General features: G+C 63.8%; 16 protein-coding genes. 5 read left to right on the forward strand and 11 right to left on the reverse strand.

Annotated features, from left to right (window positions below; translation table 11 throughout):
• Nucleotides 1-3 precede the first annotated feature (3 nt).
• The 7 genes from WS66_RS11010 to WS66_RS11040 form a co-directional block, all read right to left on the reverse strand.
• Nucleotides 4-852, reverse strand: a complete 849-nt coding sequence (locus tag WS66_RS11010; protein WP_236872894.1) for a hypothetical protein — start codon at nt 850-852, stop codon at nt 4-6.
• Between the two features lie 47 nt (nt 853-899).
• The gene (locus WS66_RS11015; RefSeq protein ID WP_059601095.1) at nt 900-1,904 is read right to left on the reverse strand and encodes an aromatic ring-hydroxylating dioxygenase subunit alpha; all 1,005 of its coding nucleotides are present in this window, start codon (nt 1,902-1,904) and stop codon (nt 900-902) included.
• A 78-nt stretch (nt 1,905-1,982) separates the two neighbouring features.
• Nucleotides 1,983-3,137 carry a fatty acid desaturase family protein gene (locus WS66_RS11020; protein WP_236872895.1) on the reverse strand — a complete coding sequence of 385 codons (1,155 nt, stop codon included), beginning with the start codon at nt 3,135-3,137 and terminating at the stop codon, nt 1,983-1,985.
• A gap of 36 nt (nt 3,138-3,173) precedes the next feature.
• A complete protein-coding gene (locus tag WS66_RS11025) occupies nt 3,174-4,559 on the reverse strand; it encodes an NAD(P)/FAD-dependent oxidoreductase (protein WP_059601090.1) in 1,386 nt (461 codons plus the stop codon).
• Between the two features lie 153 nt (nt 4,560-4,712).
• On the reverse strand, nt 4,713-6,005 hold the full coding sequence (gene fabF / locus WS66_RS11030; protein ID WP_082728914.1) for a beta-ketoacyl-ACP synthase II: 1,293 nt from the start codon (nt 6,003-6,005) through the stop codon (nt 4,713-4,715).
• A 158-nt stretch (nt 6,006-6,163) separates the two neighbouring features.
• Nucleotides 6,164-6,817 carry an acyl-homoserine-lactone synthase gene (locus WS66_RS11035; RefSeq protein ID WP_059601084.1) on the reverse strand — a complete coding sequence of 218 codons (654 nt, stop codon included), beginning with the start codon at nt 6,815-6,817 and terminating at the stop codon, nt 6,164-6,166.
• A 395-nt stretch (nt 6,818-7,212) separates the two neighbouring features.
• Nucleotides 7,213-7,596, reverse strand: a complete 384-nt coding sequence (locus WS66_RS11040; protein WP_059601081.1) for a DUF4902 domain-containing protein — start codon at nt 7,594-7,596, stop codon at nt 7,213-7,215.
• A gap of 406 nt (nt 7,597-8,002) precedes the next feature.
• Here WS66_RS11040 and WS66_RS11045 point away from each other — a divergent pair, with 406 nt between their 5' ends.
• The 5 genes from WS66_RS11045 (at nt 8,003) to WS66_RS11065 (ending at nt 12,598) form a co-directional block, all read left to right on the forward strand.
• Nucleotides 8,003-8,791, forward strand: a complete 789-nt coding sequence (locus tag WS66_RS11045; protein ID WP_236872896.1) for a LuxR family transcriptional regulator — start codon at nt 8,003-8,005, stop codon at nt 8,789-8,791.
• A gap of 226 nt (nt 8,792-9,017) precedes the next feature.
• On the forward strand, nt 9,018-10,364 hold the full coding sequence (locus WS66_RS11050) for an MFS transporter (protein WP_059601076.1): 1,347 nt from the start codon (nt 9,018-9,020) through the stop codon (nt 10,362-10,364).
• 56 nt (nt 10,365-10,420) lie between these two features.
• Nucleotides 10,421-11,392 (forward strand): dipeptidase, encoded by a 972-nt coding sequence (locus WS66_RS11055; RefSeq protein ID WP_059601074.1) that lies wholly within the window; start codon nt 10,421-10,423, stop codon nt 11,390-11,392.
• A gap of 25 nt (nt 11,393-11,417) precedes the next feature.
• Nucleotides 11,418-11,990 (forward strand): DUF5943 domain-containing protein, encoded by a 573-nt coding sequence (locus WS66_RS11060; RefSeq protein ID WP_059601072.1) that lies wholly within the window; start codon nt 11,418-11,420, stop codon nt 11,988-11,990.
• A 35-nt stretch (nt 11,991-12,025) separates the two neighbouring features.
• On the forward strand, nt 12,026-12,598 hold the full coding sequence (locus WS66_RS11065; RefSeq protein WP_059601070.1) for a PAS and helix-turn-helix domain-containing protein: 573 nt from the start codon (nt 12,026-12,028) through the stop codon (nt 12,596-12,598).
• Nucleotides 12,599-12,722: 124 nt separating this feature from the next.
• Here the strand turns inward: WS66_RS11065 and WS66_RS11070 are convergent, their stop codons facing one another.
• The 4 genes from WS66_RS11070 to WS66_RS11085 all read right to left on the reverse strand — a co-directional run bounded on the left by WS66_RS11070 (nt 12,723) and on the right by WS66_RS11085 (nt 17,606).
• Nucleotides 12,723-13,895: an NAD(P)/FAD-dependent oxidoreductase gene (locus WS66_RS11070; RefSeq protein WP_059601807.1), complete on the reverse strand. Its 1,173-nt coding sequence runs from the start codon at nt 13,893-13,895 to the stop codon at nt 12,723-12,725.
• 189 nt (nt 13,896-14,084) lie between these two features.
• Nucleotides 14,085-15,236: a branched-chain amino acid ABC transporter substrate-binding protein gene (locus WS66_RS11075; protein ID WP_059601068.1), complete on the reverse strand. Its 1,152-nt coding sequence runs from the start codon at nt 15,234-15,236 to the stop codon at nt 14,085-14,087.
• A 429-nt stretch (nt 15,237-15,665) separates the two neighbouring features.
• Nucleotides 15,666-15,857: a CsbD family protein gene (locus tag WS66_RS11080; RefSeq protein WP_059601065.1), complete on the reverse strand. Its 192-nt coding sequence runs from the start codon at nt 15,855-15,857 to the stop codon at nt 15,666-15,668.
• Between the two features lie 156 nt (nt 15,858-16,013).
• Nucleotides 16,014-17,606, reverse strand: coding sequence for a helix-turn-helix transcriptional regulator (locus WS66_RS11085; protein WP_059601805.1), 1,593 nt, complete (start codon nt 17,604-17,606; stop codon nt 16,014-16,016).
• Nucleotides 17,607-17,699 lie beyond the last annotated feature (93 nt).

The raw sequence follows: 17,699 nt of genomic DNA on the forward strand, positions 1-17,699 counted from the left end.
GACTTACACCTCGCCAAGCTGAACGGGCGTCACACCGTCACGCGATTCGGATTCGAAATACGACGGATCGAGAAACGGGAGCGTTCGCGCCTGCATCCGCGCCTGAAACAGCGCAACGACCGGCCACGGGCGCATCGCCATTGCCATGCCCTTGACCGTCCGGGCATCTTCCCAGTAGATGACGTTCGCCACTTCCAGCGGCAACCCGCCAACCTCGCCTGTCCAGAGGCTCAGCGTCGTCGCGCTTTCCGACAGACGCGGCCCGCTCGCTCGTCCACCGTAGACCGCCATCGAATGACCGCAAACGCGCTCGACGTCATCGCGGCCGCGAATCGGTTTGCAGGCAACCGGGCTGGTCAGAAACATCTCGTCGATGATGGGGAACGGCAACTTGGCGTCCAGCACTTCGTCAGCAGGTATCGGCGGCAACGCGGTATCGATTCCCGGGGGCAGCACCCACGCGTCCGCGTCGACGAGATCCCGGCTCGCGTCATACAGCGCCCGCCGCACCGGCGCGGGAAACGAGCCAAGGAAGATGTCGACCTGGATGCGCGTGCCGGACCGGCGTGCCACCGTCACGCCGCGAATTTGACGGCCCTGGAAGTGGCCGAGCCATTCGCGCCCGCCGATGTCCGCACCGCTCCATGCGTGTTTCGACTCGACTTCGGAAAAGATGCCGGCGGCGGCAGTCGCAAGACGCTCGACGCGGGCGCGACCGACGATCGCTCCAAACGTCATGGGATGTAGCAAGCTGACCTCGTCCTGCGTCGACGATCCGAGTTCGCGCAGCAACTCGCCGACATAGAGGCTGGACTGTCCCTGGTGATGCATCGTCGCGTCCTTCCCGATCATCGTCGCTTCTTCCTGCGCGTGCGGCACGCGCTCCGTCCCGACGGGCGTCATACGGACGCCCGAATGGATGCGTTCGCACCCATTCGCTCCAATATCCGCCGCGCGGCGAACGCCGGCCGATCGAGCTGGATGTCGATCATCGGCGCCGTGGGGCTCCAGTTCGCCTGCAGGCTCTCCGCAACATCCTTGTCCTCCATCACGGTGGCGAACACTTCCTTCGCGGTGAACTCGGTAAACCGTTCGTTGTCGACGTCGAAATCGCGATGCATGCCCACGAAGACATGCGTCGTGGTATCCGTGGCGGGCGTGAAGATCGTCGTCGTATAGACATGGAAGACCTGGCCGCTCGCATCGTCGCAGGCATGTGCCCTCGTTTCGACCCGTGTGTTGCCGATGGGCCAGTAGAGCACCTCCTGGAAGCGGTCGATGTAGTCGAGCTTCAGGATATGGGTGTAGAGCGGCGGCGTCTTCTCGCGGCGCAAGTAGCGGCGCACGCGGACTTCGCCGTCGTTGATCACGATTTCGGGCGGCGTCTCGACGATGTCGAGCGAGCCGAGCGTCTTCGCATGCACGAAGGCGGCGTGCGAGATGTCGAGGATGTTGTCGATGCCGAACAGGTAGCTGCACGCGATCGTGCAATAACTCATCGTCCCGGCAAGCTCGGGCGCCGAACACACCCGGTGGTCGGGGATTGCCGCCTCGTCGGCCTTGTCGGGCTCGCCGGTCCACAGCCAGATGAAGCCGTATTTCTCGACGGCGGGGAACGACCGCACGCGTGCGCCCTTCGGGATCACGCTCTGGCTCGGAATGCCGACGCACGCGCCGGAGCAGTCGTACCTGAGCCCGTGATACCAGCACTGGATTTCGTCGCCGACCACCCGCCCCCGCGACAACGGAACCTGCCGGTGCGGGCACCGATCTTCAAGCGCGACGATCTGATTCGCCTGCGTGCGGTACATGACGATCTTCTGGTTCAGAATCGTCCGGCCAAAGGGCTCCCGCTGGACTTCCGCTGAAAGTGCTGCTGCGTACCACGCATTCTGGATAAACATAATTCCTCACTTTGCTACTTGGGCGGCGATATGGCGCACCCGACGCGAGCTCGAGTCGCCGTGTGCGTTCGATCTGTCCTACCTGCGCGCGACCGCGACCAGCTGGTCGTCGTCCCGAGCCTCTGCTCCGGCCGCTTCGCGATCAAGACGGCCGTCCGCCATCCGCTCGAGAAATTCGTCCGACGCCGACTGCAAACTGACGCAGGGATACTGGAAGCGGCCGGTCGTATAACGAAGCGCGCCAAGGAAGGACGGCTCGACCGGCGCACCTGCCGCCTCGAACAGCCCATGCGACGACAGGTACGTGTGAAGCGCGGGCAACCGGTAGCACGGGACGGCCGGATACTGGTGGTGTTCAAGGTGGAAGTTGCTGCCGAAGAACAGCGCGGTATAGATCGGCGACGTGTAGCTGCGACTGTCGCGATATCGCCCCGGCACGGTATCCGTGTGTTCGATGTACGCGCGGATGGTGCTGAATACGTACACCCCGATATACGGAATCAGCATGACCGTGAAACCGAGCCACAGCGAGCGATGCCAGATGAATCCGTAGGCTGTTATCGCGCACAGGCTCAGCGCGATGTTGATCCGCGAAATCCAGCGCATTTCGCGCTGGCTGAACGGCAGCCGCGTGTTCTCCGGCCACGGCAAGCCTGCCGCCATGCGCATGGCGTTCCTGGTGTAAATCCTCACGCCCTTGGAACGCGCGAGAAAGAAGCGCGACCAGAAGGTTCTGTACTGCGAATAGATCTGGACATCCGGATCGATGTCCTGTCCAGTGAAGCGATGGTGCTTCCAGTGAGTCATGCTGAAGCCAACGATCAGGAAACCCGGCACCAATGACGAACAGATCAGCGCCAGCGCGGCGCTCACGTACTTGTTGCGATGCAGGTTCGTATGCATCCCCTCGTGCCCGACGAAGGTCAGCAAATGCATGCCATGTCCGCCGATCACACCCAGGACGATGGCCATCGCAATACGGACCGGCGCCGACGCCGGAATATCGACGATGGCGAACGCCACCGCGGCCGGAATCAGGAAGAACGCGAGCGCGTGTGCCAGATAGAGAATCGTGGCGACCGAGCTGATCCGATGGAAGTGCCGTGGCAGCTTGAGCCGCGACAATGTGACGTCACTGTCCAACGTGGCTGCGATGGTCATGGCCTCTCTCCTCGATTGATGCGACGCAGTGCTGACGATTGGCGAACGGGCCGCGCCGTGGCTTGAAATCACGTGGCCGCAACGACCACGCACCGATGTTCCGCGCGCTCACATGGATTCCCCGACTGACGCGTCGCGCTCGACGCCGGCTGCGGACGATTCAAGTTCGTCCGACCAGGGCGCGCGGGACCGCCGGGCACGCGCCTCTTCTGCAAGACGCACGCGCCGCGCCATCTCGGCGCGAATCGCCTCGCCTCGCCGGGACATGTCGATCAACGGCTGGATCACGCCGGTTTCTCCGCCGGCAATTGCCTCGTCCGCCCACTGCTTGATATCGCTCGGATCGAATACGGCAAACGGCGAGCACTGGCGACTCTGCGAAGCGAGCAAGCGCGCCTGCAGCACCGGGTCGCTCGCAAGCTTGCGGTAAAGGATCCGGCTGAGCGGATTGTTGTGGCCGAGTGCGCCGCGGCCGCGCGAGTATTCGAACAGGTCGATCGAGGTTGCGTCGCGCTGGCGCCAGTAGCACTCCAGCGCATGGTCATCCCCGTCGACGATTGCCTGGGCGAGCGCGCGCGCATCGCGAAGTGCGTCGGTAATCCCGAACCCGGGCGACGGGTCCATGAAGAGGCCCGCATCGCCCACCAGGGCCCAGCCGGGCCCTGCAGCCTGACGGAAGAAAAAGCGCAGCTTCAATGCGCCGAGCAGCTTGCTGGCGGGCGCGTCGGCAATCAGCGGGGCCGTATGGGGGTTGCTCTTCAGCGTCTCCGTGAGCTTCTCGAGCGCGCGGCCTTTCCATTCCGGCAACTCCGTTTTCGGGAACGCCACGCCAATCAGCAGCAAGTCCCGATTGGTGGGAAAGACGAAGACAACATCGTCGCCGAAGGTGCCGTTCATCGCCCCGCCGCGATAGCGCGGATCGGTATCGAACCAGTCCGGCCGCGGCCAGTACGCCCAATACATGGCACGCGGGCAGTCGTAGCCGTGGTACTCCTCGGCACCGACGAGTTCCGCCATCGTCGAGTGCGCGCCGTCCGCGCCCACCACGACTCGCGCGCGGATCTCTTCACGCACCCCGTCATGTTCCACCACGGCGCCCGTCACCCGTTCGCCGTCGCGCAACAGACCGACCAGCCGGGTCCGCGTGCGGACCTGAGCCCCCGACGCTCGCGCCTCCTCCAGCAACAGTGCATCGAGATCCATGCGACGCGGACAGGAGCAGCGTCCGCCGACGGGATACTCGACGCGGCCGAGTATGTCATCGACCCCATACATCATGCTGGGCACCGGCGGCGCGAAACGGCGCACCTTGTCGCCAAGCGACAGTTCGTCAAGCAGCGCCATGCCGTAGGGCGAAATCCAGTGCGTGGACATTGGCTGGTCGCTCGGCAGGTTGCTCGCATCGATTGCCAGAACGCGCTTGCCGGCGCGCGCCAGATGAATCGCGAGCGTGGCGCCCGCGCAGCGGGCGCCAACGATGAGGGTGTCTAACACGGAGAATTTCCTTAGGATGACGACAAGAACCGGAATTGCACGTGACGCGACCTCGCCATCGCCGTCACCAGCGAGTCGATGAAGAAGCAGCGGATACGGACGATGCGACGTATTTGCGAAATCGGACGCGTGCGCGCAGCCGGTGCGCGTCGCTCAATGCGTTTCTGCAGCCCGATCCGGCGGGTATCGCTTGAACAGCACCGACGCATTCACGCCACCAAATCCGAAACCGTTGGACAGCGCAATTTCGACGGGAACGTGCCGGGCCGAGGGTCCGATCAGATCGAGTCCGGCGGCAGCCTCGTCGGGGTGCTCGAGATTCAGCGTGCCGGGCATCACGCCATCCCGCAGCGCGAGAATGGAGAATGCCGCTTCGATCGCGCCGGCCGCCCCGAGCAAATGCCCCGTCGCCGACTTGGTCGACGAAATCGCCGGGCCGGCACCCACGCCGAAGACAGTCTTCAGCGCCTCGATTTCTCCGGAATCGCCGACTGGCGTCGATGTCGCGTGCGCGTTGACGTAGTCGACCTGCTCCGGGGCGATGTCGCCCATCGCGAGGGCCAGTTTCATCGCGCGCATTGCGCCGGATCCGTCGTCGGGCCCGGCGGTCATGTGGTAGGCGTCCGCCGTGGTTCCGTACCCGATGATCTCCGCGATGGGGCGGGCGCCACGCGCGATGGCATGGTCGAGAGACTCGACGACCAGCATTGCAGCCCCCTCACCCATGACGAATCCGTCCCGATCGCGGTCGAATGGCCGCGAGGCGCGAACCGGCTGATCGCCGAAGCCGGTCGACAGCGCTCGCGCCGCGGCGAATCCGCCCAGACTCACCTTGTCGAATGCCGCTTCCGCGCCGCCGGCCAGCACGACATCGGCCTCGCCGTTCCGGATCAGGCGCAGCGCATCGCCGATTGCCTGCACGCTCGCCGCACAGGCAGTCACGGGACAGCCCAGCGGCCCGCGAAACTGATGCTTGATCGAAATCTGGCCGGCGGCCAGGTTCGACAGAAAGTACGGAATGGTGAATGGCGACAACCGCCGCACGCCGCGCGTCTCGCCGATTCTCACCGCCTCGGCCAGACCCGGGAATCCGCCGATGCCCGACGCCACGACGGTGGCCGTCCGCTCGCGTTGATGTTCCGCTTGCGGCGCCCACCCCGCTTCCGCGAGCGCCTCATCCGCGGCAACCATCGCCATCTGGATGAAACGGTCCATCTTCCTCAGTTCCTTGTTCGGCACCGAGCACTCCGGATCGAAACCACCGTCAGGATCGTCGGCCTTCGCCGGTACGGTCCCGCCGACCTTGGCCGGCAGGTCACCGACGATATCGTCACCGAGCCGGCGAAGCCCCGAGGATCCGCCGATCAGGCGCTGCCACACCAATTCCTTGCCGCAACCCAGCGGAGACACAATGCCCATACCGGTTACTACCACTCGAAGCGTCATTTCACATTCCTCTCGCGGACCGGGACTTGCCGAGCCACATCATTAAAGCCGTTCATCTTCATGCGCACCTTTGAAACACTGCATGCACGCGCCACTCCGGAAGCGCCCGGGCCCGCCGGATGGGCGGAGCGCAGACGTTCACCATGCGCGTCGCGCACTCACACCGCTTGCCCGAACGCATGCGACGCACGCGGAGCGCGCGGCATGTCGAGCGGCACGCCGTACTCCGATCCGTCGAGGTCCAGCGCGGAGCGCGTCTGTTCATCGATCTCGATCCAGAACGGCAGGGTCGGCTTACCTTCGATCATTTGGGGCGGCGCGGCGCGATGCACATTGACACCCATGCGCTTCAGAAGCCGTTCGTTGCCGAGCACGGAAAATGCAATGAGACGGTTCGCGCCATGTGCGTGCGCGACGCGGACGATTTCGGACATGAGCGCGCGCGTGTTTTGCCACGACTCCTCGGCAGTCAACGACTCGCCGCGCGGCATGCTCATCGCGAAGCGGGACAACTCCCAAACATCACGCGCACGGGGGAGAGAAGCGTCGCCCATCAAATCCGAGAAAACATCACCGAGCAGATAGGGCTCGTCGGTCGGCAGCAATCGACCGCAACCGACAATTTCACGGTTGCGATCGAAAGCGACAACGTAAAGAGTGTCCGCGTGATCGAAATCGTCAAATTCGATGCCGTTGTCGGTCGGCAATGACCAACCGAGTTCCTGTATGAAGACCTTATGCCGAAACTTCGCAAGTCGATACATCACCTCGCGACTCAAATCAGCGCTTCGCCCCGACAACAAAGTCAGCATCTGAAAGCCCTCTCTCTCATCTCAGAATTGTTAGCGCGATTGAACCCGAAATTGCCGCGACAACATAGCTGCCCGAATGGGCAGGGTGGGCGCTTTGGACGAGACTCATCACGCCGAATGCGCTGAAACACTCCGGCGGGAAAGCGGATTCTGGATTTAGCTGGCGACGGCCAGTGGGGCGGTCGAACGAACCATCGCGAGCACGCCTGTCATGAACGGCTCGAAGCAAGCCTCTCGTGGTGCCGCGTCACGGTATGGATAATCGTGCCCGCCATCGAATCATCGCTGAAGCCGATGAGGACGATCGGCGGAAACGGGCGGTTGCGCGGCACGAAACTTTAATGCCAAAGCATTATTTACTCGCCGAGAAATAATGAAGCGCCTTGAACACGAAATCAGTGATCGGCAAAAATAGTCGATTCAAGTTCGCGTTGGCGCGCTCCCGAGCACAGCCAGTTCTGGATTAACGCCTGGCTGTATCGCGCGCCGTAATCGTCGCCGTCCGTATCGAGAAGCATGACATTGCTGCTGATGTCGTCCGCCCCGACGTTCACATCGGGCCGCCCCACTGCCACGTACCATACGCAGCCGACGCTCGCGGCCGGTTGCGTCTCGGTGCAGACCAGTTCGTAGTAGCCGGCATCGACGGCGCTGATCCCCTCACCCCATAAGTCATGTAACAAATCCGGGGCTTGCTGACACATATGCTGACGGAAACGCAGCGCGTAGAACGCCGGCAGGGTCAATCGCACGTATCCATCATTCAGCTTTTTTGGCATGTTCGTTCTCTCAACGTGGCACCTGTTAAAATTGGCACGGCATAGCCTGGCAAGATTAGCAGTGGAAACGGGCCGCGAGGCCTTTCGACACGCGTAGCGCTCGTGTTGCGGCTTGTGAATATCCACTGCGATCACGCGCAGGTTATTTACGATTATTACAGACCACTCGGGAAATGCCATTGCATCATCGAGATCACGCACGATCACGAAGCAATGCCAGGATTTTCGAACTTGCGATTTGCGGAGTCTGAACTCCGTGCAGTCCAAATATATACATACCCACATGCAAGATCGCGCAATTCAATCGACGGCAAGTCCCGACACTATCCCGAAATCGATTCGATAGAAAATTGCATTCGACGTCATGTTTGACGCTTGAAACGTCGAAGCGCAAGACCAGCCCTGAATGACTTTTGAAGGACCGGCCAACGCCCCCGGGAACACGATCCCTTGGGGCAAGATTGACCGCAAAGGTAACGATATGCATGCATGGAAAGAGAAGTATCTGAATGGATACGCCGCGGCAAAATCCGAGGCTGACGTGTTTTTGGAGTTGACGGCGGATGTGCGAGCACTCGGATTCGAGTATTGTTCGTTCGGCCTGCGCATTCCGTTCCCGGTGACCAATCCGCAGTTCATGCTGCAGTCCAATTATCCGGAGCCGTGGGTCAAGCGCTATGTGAGTCAAAACTACTTTGCCGTCGACCCGACCGTCCGACACGGGCTCAGCCAGTTGATGCCAATGATCTGGCGCGCCGACACCCCGACTCAAAGCTTCGAATTCTGGAAGGAAGCGGATCACTTCGGCTTGCGTCACGGCTGGTGCATGCCGTCCGTCAGCCGCACCGGCGCGATTGGACTCGTGACCATGGTGCGATCGAGCGAGCCGATCGACGAGTGCGAACTCGAGGAAAAGGGATACCAGATGTCATGGCTCGCGAACACAGCCAACTGCGCGATGAGCATGCATCTGCTCGCGCAGCGTGCGCCCGAATATGCCGTCGAGTTGACGGCTCGCGAGCGGGAGTCGCTGCAATGGTCTGCTGCGGGGAAAACCTACGTCGAGATCGGCAAGATCATGCATGTCGACGAGCGCACCGTGAAATTTCACCTCGTCAATGCGATGCGCAAGCTGAATGCGTCCAACAAGACCGAAGCCGCGGTCAAGGCGACCATTCTGGGACTCCTGTTCTGACGACATTCTCTTCATCGGCCGCGCGCCGACTTTTACAACGCAGCGCCATGCTCGCGGGACGGTAACACCGTCAAAACGGCAACCCCCGGTTGCCCGGTTCAAAGGTCGGCAGCCTCGCAGCCCGCCCTGATTACCTAGGTAATTGACACGTATAGACCTAGGTAATTGTCCTCCTTACCATGGTTTTCGACGCGAATCCAAGCGCCCACATAAAGAGGACACGACCATGACCACCCAGGACGTCGATACCAGCACGCTACGACGCGTGATCGCCGCAGCCTCGATCGGCAATTTCGTCGAATGGTTCGATTTCGCCGCATACGGCTTTCTCGCCACCATCCTGACGCGCGAATTCTTCCCCAGCGGCGACCCAACGATCGGGCTCCTGAAGACTTTCGCGGTGTTCGCGGTAGCCTTCGCATTCCGGCCGCTGGGCGGCCTCGTCTTCGGCGTGATCGGCGACCGGATCGGACGCAAGCGCACCCTCGCGCTGACGATCCTGATGATGGCCGGCTCGACGACGTTGATCGGCCTGCTCCCGACCTACGCGAGCATCGGCTACTGGGCACCGTTGCTGCTCACGATCATTCGCTGCGTCCAGGGGTTCTCCGCAGGCGGCGAATACGCCGGCGCATGCGCGTACGTGATGGAACATGCACCGCGCCGCCGCCGCGCCTTCTTCGGCAGTTTCGTGCCGGTCTCGACCTTCTCGTCGTTCGCTTGCGCGGCGGTGGTGGCCTATCTGCTCGAATCGTCGCTGTCGTCGCAGGCCATGGTCGAATGGGGCTGGCGCGTGCCGTTCCTGATCGCGGCACCGGTCGGCCTCATCGGCGTCTACCTGCGTGTGAACCTGAATGAAACGCCCGCGTTCCAGGCGCTCGAAGGCAAGCACGACATCGCGCATGCCCCGCTGATGGAAACGCTGCATTCGCAGTCGTTGAATATCCTGAAGCTCGGCGCGTTCGTGTCCGTGACGGCGCTGTCGTTCTACACGTTCACGACGTATTTCGCGACCTACCTTCAAGTGGCCGGGCACTTGTCTCGCGGCACGTCGCTTCTCGTGACGGTGCTCGCGCTCTTCTTCGCCGCGGCCCTGTGCCCGGTCGCCGGCTTGTTCTCCGACCTCGTCGGCCGCCGCGCGACGATCGCCACGACCGGCATCTTCATCATCGTGTCGGTTTATCCGGCGTTCTCGCTCGGCGGCTCGGGCGTGCTGTCGCAATCGATGATCGGCGTCGCGCTGCTTGCGATCGGCGCGGTGTTCTCGGGCGTGGTGACGGCACCGCTGATGTCGGAAGTGTTCGCGACGAAAACGCGCTACACGGCATCGGCGATCACGTACAACCTCGCCTACACGATCTTCGGCGGTACCGCGCCGCTCGTCGCCACGTGGCTGATCTCCGCGACCGGCACGAACCTGTCGCCCGCGTACTACCTGATCGCCGTGTCGCTCTTAGCGATGATCGGCGGCCTGTCCCTGCCGGAAACGTCGAAGACGGCACTCGAGGAAGCCGGTCCGGCGATCGCGGGCGCCGTCCGGTCCGCCAAGCGCGGCGTCGAAGGCGCCGTTTGAGCACGGGCGCCGCTTCCGCAGCCTGTCCGCAAGCATCCAACGCATCGACAGACACCATGACCAGCCTTCACGACTCCAGCATCATCATCGACGGCCTGAACATTTCCCGATTCGAGCGTTCGGTGTTCGAAGACATGCGCGCGGGCGGCGTCACTGCCGTCAACTGCACGGTCTCCGTGTGGGAAGACTTCCAGAAGACGATCGACAACATCGCGGAAATGAAGCAGCAGATCCGCGAATACAGCGAAATCCTCACGCTCGTGCGCACGACGGACGATATCGTGCGCGCGAAGCGGGAGAACAAGACCGGCATCATTCTCGGCTTCCAGAACTCGTATGCGTTCGAGGACAACCTCGGCTATATCGAGGTATTCAAGGAACTCGGCGTGAATGTGGTGCAGCTCTGCTACAACACGCAGAACCTCGTCGGCACGGGTTCCTACGAACCCGACGGCGGGCTGTCCGGATACGGCCGCGAAGTGATTCAGGAGATGAACCGGGTCGGCATCATGGTGGATCTCTCGCACGTCGGCGCGAAGACGTCGTCCGACGCGATCGCCTGTTCGAAGAAGCCGGTCACCTATTCGCACTGCTGCCCGTCCGCGCTGAAGGCGCATCCGCGCAACAAGACGGACGATCAGCTGGGCGAGATCGCGGAAGCAAACGGCTTCGTGGGCGTGACGATGTTCATGCCGTTCCTGCGACGCGGCGCCGACGCGACCATCGACGATTATCTGGAAGCAATCGAATATGTGATCGACTTGATCGGCGAGGACAAGGTCGGTATCGGCACGGACTTCACGCAGGGCTACAGCACCGAGTTCTTCGACTGGATCACGCACGACAAGGGCCGCTATCGTCGCCTGACGGATTTCGGCAAGGTCGTCAATCCGGAAGGCATCCGAACGATCGGCGAATTCCCGAACCTCACGGCCGCGATGCAACGCGCCGGCTGGAGCGAATCGCGCATCCGCAAAGTGATGGGCGAGAACTGGCTGCGGGTGTTCGGCGAAGTCTGGAACGCCTGAATCGCACGACGCATACACACCCGCCATGCAACCGCGATTGCCCATCGACGTCGATCCGGACACCGGTGTCTGGACCACCGACGCGCTGCCGATGCTGTACGTGCCGCGCCACTTCTTCACGAACAATCATGTCGCCGTCGAGGAAGCGCTCGGCCGCGCCGCCTACGCGTCGATTCTCTACACGGCCGGCTACAAGTCCGCCCATCACTGGTGCGACAAGGAAGCGAAGCAGCACGGCATCGGCGGCATGGCCGTGTTCGAACATTATCTGAAACGGCTGTCGCAGCGCGGCTGGGGCGTGTTCAGCATCGCCGAAGCCGATCCGGCGACGTCGCATGCGCGCATCCATCTGCACCACTCGTCGTTCGTGCTGGCGCAGCCCGACAAGCACGGCAAGCTCTGCTACATGTTCGCGGGCTGGTTCGCCGGCGCGATGGACTGGGTCAACGACACCGCGCTCGACACGGCGGGCAAGGGCCCGCGCGCGCATGCTTCGGAGGTCCGGTGTGCGGGAGAAGGACACGACTGCTGTGTCTTTCATGTCGGGCGCAAACCGTTGCAAGCGCTACAATCCGACGGGAGCGAACCCGCCCGATAGCCTTGGTCCGAACACGGTTCGGACCCGTCGACAAGATGCCGACCATGACCGACACGATGCCAAGCCTCGACTACGAAGATCTCTTCAGGCATCTGCCCGTCGCGGCCATCGTCGCCAGGGAACGCATCATGTTCGACTGCAACGAGAAGGCGCTGCAACTGTTCCGGGCGACCCGCGACGACATCATCGACCAGTCGTTCGCGAAGCTGTATCCGCAGCGGAAGGACTTCGCGACGACGGGCCGCCGCCTCGCGCCGCTGCTCGCGAAACATGAGGGGTTCAGCGACGACCGCATCATGCGTCGCGTCGACGGCAGTCATTTCTGGGTCACCGTGTGCGGCTTCGGCTACAACCCGAAGCGGCCCTTCGAACTGGCCATCTGGACCTTCACCGACCTGTCGGAGAACGCCAAGCATCCCGACGTCACCAGCACCTTGACCGATCGCGAGCGCGACGTCGCGGCATTCCTGGTTCACGGGCTCACCAGCAAGGAAATCGGCAAGGAACTGAGCATCAGCCCGCGCACGGTCGATATTCATCGCGCGAGCTTGTTGAGGAAATACGAGGTACGCACGACCCACGAACTGATCGCGTGCCTGCTGGCGTGAGTTGCGCGCGCGAGAGCGGCGCATCCTGCATCCCCGCTCCGAAAAAAAGCCCGGCAAAGCCGGGCCAATCAGATTGAGACACAAGGAGAATCCCGCCCACCCCACACCGGGCGGTCACGCCGCGCTACACGACGTTCTTTTCGACGATCGGCCGGTTTTCGAGCACACGCTCCCAGCCGAGCGACGACAGGTCGAGCGATTCATACCGCCCGCCCAGGATCAGTTCACTCACTCCACGCCCCGTCGCGGGCCCTTGCTGCAGCCCGTGCCCGCTATACCCGTTCGCGAACACCACGTTGTCGAGTTCGGGGTGATATCCGATGATCGCGTTGTGATCGAACACGTTGTACTCGTAGTACCCGGACCAGCAGTTCTCCACGCGCAGCGCTTCGAACTCCGGCACGCGATTGGCGAGCGTCGGCCAGATCACCTCGTCGAACAGGTCGTGATCGACCTCGTCGAGCGGCAGGTCGTCGGGATCGCGATCCGGGCTCGGCGATGTTCCGCAGATGTACGTGCGCCCTTCCGGCCGGAAATACACGCCCGTCGGATCGATCAGCAGCGGGCAATCGGTCAGCTTCGCCGGCGACGACACGTTGAAGATGCTGCGACGCCGCGCATACACGGGGATGTCGATGCCCATCATCGACGACAGCGTGCGCGTCCACGCACCGGCCGCGTTGACGAGCGTGTCGCATGCGTAGCGCTCGCCGTCGTTGGTCACCACGTGCGTGACCTTGCGACCGTCGCGAACGACGCCGGTCACATCGGCCGGCACATACCGCGCGCCCAGTGCCTGCGCCTTCTTGCGCAGCGCCTGCACGAGCCCGTAACCGTCGAACCACCCTTCGCCGCTCACGCCATAGCAGCCCGACACGAGATCGTCGACGTTCAGCCAGGGAAACTTCGCGCGCAGCGCATCGCGATCCATCAGCAGGATATCGGCGCCGAGCTTCGTCTGCAGCGCATGGTTCTCGCGCAGCGTCGCATCGCCCGCCGGCGTCGCGAGAAACAGATAACCGCCTTCGTGCAGATCGATCGACGGCCGCGTGCCGTCGACCTCGAGCCGTTCGCCGATCGTGCGCAGGAAGTCGATCCCGAACAGCGACATCTCGATCGACAGCGGCGTCGAGAACTGCTGGCGAATCGACGCGGCCGACAGCGCCGACGACGACCTCGCATAGGTGGGATCGCGTTCGATGACGGTCACGGACACCGTCGGATCGGTAGCACGCAGGAAATAGGCGATCGAGCTGCCGATCACACCACCGCCGACGATGACGACTTGAGAACTCACGACTGACTCCAGTTGCACGTGAAAGGCGCGGCCGGCCGCGCCGAAGGTTGTTCGTGCCGCGTCGCGCGCGGCGCCGTGCGAGCGGACCACCCGGCGAATCGCCCCGACGTGCACCGCGACCGCATCCGATCGCTTCGGCTATTTCAGCACGTCCTGCATCGCCGCGAAAGTCCGCGCGCGTTCGGGTATTCAGTCCGCCGTTTGCGTGGTGACGGGCTGCCACGCGGCGTTCTTCACTTCATACAGCGTCGAGCTCGGGTTCTTCAGGTCGCCCGTGTTCGTGAACGCGATCGTGCCGGTGATGCCGTCGTAGCGCGTGCCCTTCAGCGCGCCGTTGAAATCGGCCGGCTTCGTCGAGTTCGCCTTCTGCATCGCGTTGATCGCGATCCACGTCGCGTCGTACGCGAACGGCGCATAAGCGAGCATGTCGACGCCGTACTTCTGCCGGAACTTCGTTTCGAACTGCTTGCCCTTCGCGAGACGCGCGAGCGGCTGCCCGTATTCCCACACGGCCGCGCCTTCGGCCGCGTTGCCGGCGAGCTTGATGAAGTTCGCGTTCATCACGCCGCCGCCGGCCAGGAACTGCGCGCGGATGCCGAGCTGGCGCATGCGCTTGACCAGCATCGCGGACTGCGCGTCGAGGCCGCCGAAGAACACCAGGTCGGCATTCGTGCTCTTGATCTTCGTGAGCTGCGCGCTGAAGTCGACGGCCTTGTCGTTCGTGAATTCGCGCGCGACGATCGTGCCGCCGTTCGCCTTCGCGGCCTTCTCGAACTCGTCCGCTTCGCCCTGGCCGAACGCGGTGCGGTCGTCGATGATCGCGATGCGCTTCGCCTTGGTCACACCCGCCGCATACGCACCGGCGTTGCCGGCGTTCTGCGCGTCGGTCGCGATCACGCGATACACGGTGCCGAGCCCGGCGCGCGTGATGTCCGGATTGGTCGCCGACGGCGTGATCATCGGAATGCCGGCCTTCGCGTAGATCTTCGACGCGGGCAGCGTCGTGCCGGAATTGAAATGGCCGATCACGACGGCCACCTGCGCGTCGGTCAGCTGCTGCGCGGCCTGCACGCCGATGCGCGGATCGCTCTGGTCGTCCTGCGACGCGACGACGAACTTCACCGGCTTGCCGCCGATCGTCGTGTGCGCGGCGTTCGCTTCATCCACGGCCATGCGCACGCCGTTCTCGATGTCCTTGCCGTACGCGGCGCCGCCGCCGGTCAGCGGCACGGCCACGCCGACCTTGACGACCGTCTCCTGCGCGTGGGCCGCGCCCGTCTGGAATGCGAGGATCGCGGCGGTCAGTGCAATACCGGAAAGCGAACGAATGCGGAACGTCATCAGCCAATCCTTCTTCTGTGGGTCGGGATGCGACGCGCGATCATCGCGCGCCGGCGACCTCCCGCGTGCCGGTGATTGTTCTGTCGCCGGCCTGGCGCCGATGGCGCGTCACTTGCCGGTCGATCTTCGCGGTTCCGTCTCCGGGAAACCTGTCGGCGCGAAAGAGGTGAACCGATTGTGGGTAGCCAATACGCGTGCAGCAAACGAAATATCGGAACTACGTTGTGAGGAATTATCATCAAGTGCCGACGCTACCGACGGCACGCGGCCCGCGCGACGGCGGGCCGGGGAGAACAAACATCAGCGGCGTGCGCGCATGCCCCGTTGCACCGAGGCTGCGCGGGGGTAATGCCGATGAAGCATCATCACCGAATCAGGCAGCGGCAACGCTCGGCACATCGCGCGATTCGGTCGATGACGCGGGGCCGGTCAATGCCTGTCGGTGCCCGTCTGCTTGCGCACGGCATCGGCCGCCTCGCCGGCCTTCTCCTGGACCTCGCCGGCCTGCTGTTCCGCCACGCCTTCCGCTTCCGTCTCGCGGTCGCCCGTCACCTTGCCGAGCGCTTCCTTGACCGAACCCTTCACTTGTTTGAGTTTGCCTTCGATGCGATTCCTGTCCATGGTCGTCTCCTGCGATGAGTTGGGAGAGAGAGCCGACGGCACGGCAGCCTGCGCCGCACCGCCGAGTGGACAGGATCGCAGCCGCGCGCCGCGCGCGGCAGATGCGGATGCACCAGCCTGCATGGTGCATTCGCACCGATGGCCCGACGCCCGGCGTCAGTCCTTGCCGCTCGTGCCGCCCTTGTCAGCGCCCTTGTCAGCGCCCTTGTCAGCGCCCTTGTCAGCGCCCTTCTCGCCGCCCTTCTCGCCCCGCACGCCGTTCGCGTCGGACGCGCCGACGATCCCCCGCTCGCGCGCCCACACGATCGCCTCGCCGCGGCTATGCACGTCGAGCTTCGCGTAGATCGTCGCGACGTGATTGCGGACCGTGTTCGGCGCGAGCCCGAGGCGCGCGGCGATCTCCTTGTCGGCGAGGCCGTGACACAGCAGGTCGAACACGTCGCGCTCGCGCGCGGTGAGGTCCGACAGTTGCGCGCCCGCGTCCGGCGCATTCGCGCGCCGCACGTTCGCCAGTTTTTCGATCAGCGTGCGGCTGAACCACGACGCGTCCTGCATCGCGGTCTCGATCGCATAGACTAGCTCCATCTCGGTGCGCTTGCGGTCGCTGATGTCGAGCAGCGCGATCAGCAGGCAATCCTGCCCGTGAATCGCGACCGGTTCGGCCGACACGACGCAATCGCGCACGTCGCCGTCGCGCGTGCGGATCTGCACGTCCGCGTTGCGCACGTTGCCGTCGCGCGCGAGCTGGCTGTCGATGCGCTGCCGGGCCCCGCGGTCGGCCCACAGCCCGATCTCGTCCGCCGACTTGCCGAGCAGATCGTCGCGCGCATGGCCGGCCATTCCGACGAAGGCATCGTTCACGTCGAGCAGCTCGAAGCGGCCGGCCGTGACGATCGCGGTCGCGACCGGCGCCATCCGGAACGCCTTCGCGAAACGCTCTTCGCTCTGCCGCAGCGCGAGCTCGGCCTGCTTGCGCGGCTCGAGATCCATGAACGTGAACAGCATGCACGCCTCGCCGTTCATGTCGATCGGCTGCCCGGCAACCACCACCGCCTTCGTGCCGCCGTCCGCGCACTTGAGCACGGCCTCCATCTGCGGGATCGTCGCGCCCTCACCCAGCCGCTCGATCGCGAGTTCGCGCCGCTCGGCCTGTTCGAGCACGTCGACTTCGTAGACGGAGCGGCCGAGCACGTCGTCGCGCGCATGACCCGTCATCTCGAGGAAGCCTTGATTGACCTTCACGTAGCGCAGGTCGTCGAGCCGGCAGATCACGGCCGGCGCCGGGTTCGCGTTGAACGTGCGCTCGAAGCGGTCCTCGGCGCTCGCCCATTCGGTCGCATCGTGCAGCACGAGCGCGAGGCAGTCGGGCTCGCCGGCCGCGTTCGTCAGCACGAGGCTGCGGATGCGGTGGACCCAGCTCACGTTCTCGTCGGCGGCCGATTCGACTTCGACGGTCACGTCGCTGAATTCCTCGCCCGCGATCACGCGATCCATCGGATAGTGGCCGTCGCGCACCGGATGATTGTTCCGGTAGCGAAGCCGGAAGCGCTCGCGATATTCGGTGACGTCCGCGCCGAGCGCGTCGAGCTCGGTGACGCCGTGCATCGCGAGCGCGGCCTCGTTCGCCCACACGATGCGCTGGTCGGGCTCGATCAGGATCACGCCCTCGGCGAGCCCCGCGATGATCTGGTGCAGCTGGCGCCTGTCGGTATGCGACTTCAGCGCCTGTTCGTTTACGCGTTCGTCCATTGATCGGTGGTCCACATGGTCGACATGGTTGACGGGCCGGTCGCCTCCGCGCCAACCTGCGCCGGCTGGCGCGTGCACGCGATGATCGCGTGC

The sequence above is a fragment of the Burkholderia sp. LA-2-3-30-S1-D2 genome, assembly GCF_001523915.2.
In the GTDB taxonomy this organism is placed as follows: domain Bacteria; phylum Pseudomonadota; class Gammaproteobacteria; order Burkholderiales; family Burkholderiaceae; genus Burkholderia; species Burkholderia diffusa.